The sequence below is a fragment of the Streptomyces sp. NPDC005899 genome, assembly GCF_040629645.1.
Lineage (GTDB): Bacteria > Actinomycetota > Actinomycetes > Streptomycetales > Streptomycetaceae > Streptomyces.
Genome location: NZ_JBEXWB010000473.1, coordinates 1 through 3,882, shown reverse-complemented (window position 1 = coordinate 3,882; position 3,882 = coordinate 1). Strand labels below are relative to the sequence as shown.

Below are 3,882 nucleotides of genomic sequence, written 5' to 3'. Positions count from 1 at the left end.
GTGCGCTCGGCCGGGGCGGCGCCTCCCCCGGGCCCGGGGGCTGCTGCGACCTCGGTGACCGCTGTGACGTCGGTGACTGATGCGACGTCGGTGGCCTCAGCGGCACCGATGACCTCTGCGGCATCGATGACCTCTGCGGCATCGGTGATCTCGGTGAGCGAGAAGGTCAGGTCGAACTTGCTGACGCCGGTGTGCCGCGAGCGGTCTCGCACGGTGATGCCGGGGAGCTGGAGCCCGGTCCGCTCCTGGTTCTGCAGCACCAGCATGGTCTGGAACAGCGGATGGTGGTCGCCCGACCGCTCGGGGTTCACGGCCTCCACGATCCGTTCGAAGGGGAGGTCACCGTGGCTGAAGGCCGCGATGTCGAACTCCTTCACCCGGCCCAGCAGTTCGCGGAAGCTCGGGGCGCCCGACAGGTCGGTGCGCAGGACGACGGTGTTGACGAAGAAGCCCACCAGGTCGTCGAGCGCCTCGTCGGTCCGCCCGGCCACCGCCGTGCCGAGCGGGATGTCGGTACCGGCGCCATGCGCGTGCAGGGTCACGGCGAGCGCCGCCTGAAGGACCATGAACGGGGTGCAGCCGATGGCGCGGGCGAGCCGGACGAGCGCGGCGTGCGCGGGCGCCGGCAGGTCGAAGGGGACCGCGTCCCCCTGGTGGCCGGACACAGCCGGGCGGGGCCGGTCGAGCGGCAGGTCGAGCAGGTCCGGAGCGCCGTGCAGCGCCTCCCGCCAGAAGGCGAGCTGCCGTGCGGCCAGGCTGTCGGGGTCGTCGCCGCCGCCGAGCATCCGGCGCTGCCAGAGGGTGTAGTCGGCGTACTGCACCCGCAGTTCGGGCCAGTCCGGCGCACCGGCACCCGCTCTCCTCGCGCGGTAGGCGGCGCCCAGGTCGCGGCGGAGCGGGGCGAGTGACCAGCCGTCGGCGACGACGTGGTGGAGGACGACGAGCAGGATGTGGCGGTCGGGGGCCGGTCGCAGCAGATGGGCACGGACGGCGGCACGGCCGTCCAGGTCGAAGGGCACCGCGCAGAGGTGGCGCACCAGCCGCTCGGCCCAGTCCTCGGCGCTCTCCTCGGCCGGGGGCACCTCGACGGCGAGGGGGACGAGGTCCGCGGCGGCGGACGCGTCGAGGACCTCCTGCCGGGCCACGCCGTCGTGTTCGGCGAAGACGGTGCGCAGGCTCTCGTGCCGGGCCACCACGTCGGCCAGGGCACCGCGCAGGGCCTCCGTGTCCAGGGGGCCGTCGAGTTCGAGGACGAGCGGGATGGTGTAGGTGTCGTTGGGGCCTTCGGCCCGGTTGAGGAACCACAGGCGCTGCTGCGCGAAGGACAACGGCACCACGTCGGGCCGCTGCTGCGGGACGAGGGCCGGTCCCGCCGCCCGGGTGGTGTCGAGGGCGGTGGCCAGCGAGGCGACCGTGGGGTGTTCGAAGAGGGTGCGTATGCCGACCTCGGCGCCCAGGGCGGCGCGCACCCGGCCGGTGAGACGGGTGGCCAGCAGGGAGTGGCCGCCCAGGGAGAAGAAGTTGTCGTCGATGCCGACGGCGCTCACACCCAGGACGTCGGCGAAGAGGCCGGCCAGCACCTCCTCGCAGGCCGTGCGCGGGGCCCGGCCGGTGGTGGTGGCCGCCCGGGGGGCGGGCAGGGCGTGGCGGTCGACCTTGCCGTTGGCGTTCAGCGGCAGTGCGTCGAGCGGGACGAACACGGAGGGCACCATGTACCCGGGCAGCGTGCGTCCCACGCGGCGGGCCAGCGTGCTGTCGTCCGGGAGGGTGCCGGGTGCCCCCACGACGTACGCCACGAGGCGCCGGTCGCCCGGGACGTCCTCGCGTACCAGGACACAGGCGGCGCGGACCCGCGGATCGCCGAGCAGGACGGTCTCGATCTCGGAGGGTTCGATGCGGAATCCGCGGAGTTTGACCTGTCCGTCCGCGCGTCCGACGTACTCGATGTCGCCGCCCGCGGTCCAGCGCACGAGGTCGCCGGTGCGGTACATGCGGCCACCGCGCCCGTCGTAAGGATCGGCCACGAACCGGGTGGCGGTCCGCGCCGGGCGGCCCTGGTAACCGCGTGCGACGCCGCGGCCGCTCAGGTACAGCTCCCCCACGACCCCCGGGGGCACCGGTGCGAGGGTGCCGTCGAGCACGTACAGGCGCATCCCGTCGAGGGCCCGGCCGATGGGCGGGACGCCCGCCGTGCCGGCGGTGACCTGGTGACGGGTCGCGAAGGTCGTGGTCTCGGTGGGCCCGTAGACGTGCAGGACGCGGGTGGTGGGGGCGGCGGCGGACACCCGTTGCATGAGGTCCGGGGTGGCGGCCTCGCCTCCCGCGGCGACGAGGCGCAGCCCGGCGAACGCCGCCGGGTCGGCCTCGGCCACCACGTTGAACAGGGCTGTCGTCATGAACAGAGCGGTCACCCCGTGGCTCCGCACCAGGTCCGCCAGTGCGGGCGCCTCCAGGACGCCGCCGGGCGCGACGACGACGCGGCCGCCGTTCAGCAGCGGTACCCAGATCTCGAACGTCGAGGCGTCGAACACGTAGGCCGAGTGCAGCAGCACCGCCTCGCAGGCACCGTCCGTCCAGGCGCTGTCGGCGGCCAGTGCCAGGATGTCGGCGTGGGTGACACCGACGCCCTTGGGGATGCCCGTGGAGCCCGAGGTGAACATCACGTAGGCGAGCCGGCCCGCGTGTGTCACTCCCGCCGGTGTACCCGTCCGAGGCGGGGCTCCGCGCACGACCGCCCCGGTCCCGTCGACGACGACGACGGGCAGGGTGGCGGACGCCTCCTCCACCCAGGGGCTCGTGGCGGCGGCCTCGTCGACCACCAGGGCACGGACGCGGGCCACTTCGGCGACGCGGCCGAGCCGCTCGGCCGGCCAGGCGGCGTCCATCGGCACGTAGGCGGCGCCCGCACCGACGGTGCCGAGCGAGGCGGACACGAGGGCCGCGGACCGGCCCACCAGCACACCGACACCGTCCTCGGCACCGATGCCCCAGCCGGCCAGGGCGCCGGAGAGGTCTTCCGCCAGGTGTGCCAGGCGCCGGTAGGAGAGCGTGATGCCACCGTCCACCACGGCCGGGGCGTCCGGGGTGCGTCGGGCCCGGGCGCCGAAGGCTTCCGGCAGTCCGGTGGACGTCCGCGCGGGCGGTAGGCCGGTGCCGGCCCCCTGGGCGAGGAGGGCCTCGGCGAGGGTCTCGTCGACGAACGGCAGGTCGCGGAGCGAGGTGCCGGCGTCCGCGTGGGCCAGCGCGGACACGAAGGAGACGAGCGCCTGCTGGAGCAGCCGCACGTCCTCCGGGCGGTACAGCTCCGGGTTGGCGTCGAAGCCGATCAGGGGCCCTTTGCCCTCCGCCCGTTCGGAGACGAAGAGCGACACGTCGTCGACCGGGCCGATGGAGAGCACGCGGGAGGGGGCGGGGCTACCGGCGAAGTCGAGGTCGTAGTCGTAACCCATGATGTTGACGACGACGTCGGTCAGCCGAGCGGCGCCGTCGGTCATGTTGAGTTCCCGGGCCAGCTGTTCGCGGGAGAAGCGGCGGTGCCGCAGGGCGCTGCCCATCTCGGTGGCGACGGCACGGACGAGGGCACCGACCGTCGTCTCCGGGTCGACGGTCACGCGTAACGGCAGGATGTTGGAGGTCATGCCGACGATGTGCCGCAGGCCGCCGTGACGGCCGTTGGAGGCGAGGCCCACGGTGACGTCCCGCGCGCCGGTGACACGGCTGACGTAGGCGGCGACCGCGCTCACGAGGACGGCGGACCACCTGGTGCGGTTGAGGGCGGCCAGCCGGCGCAGGTCGTCGAGGACGGCGACCGGCAGGCTCTCGCCGGTGTGCATCCGTACGTCCGCACCGGCGGGCGCGTCCGACCCGGCGGGCGCGTCCGAC

1 protein-coding gene is annotated in these 3,882 nt (G+C 74.3%); it reads right to left on the bottom strand.

Features of this window, described 5'->3' with window-relative positions; translation table 11 throughout:
- Positions 1–3,882 (bottom strand): amino acid adenylation domain-containing protein (locus tag ABZ371_RS30085; RefSeq protein ID WP_358685520.1); only part of this gene is annotated, 3,882 nt, incomplete at both ends.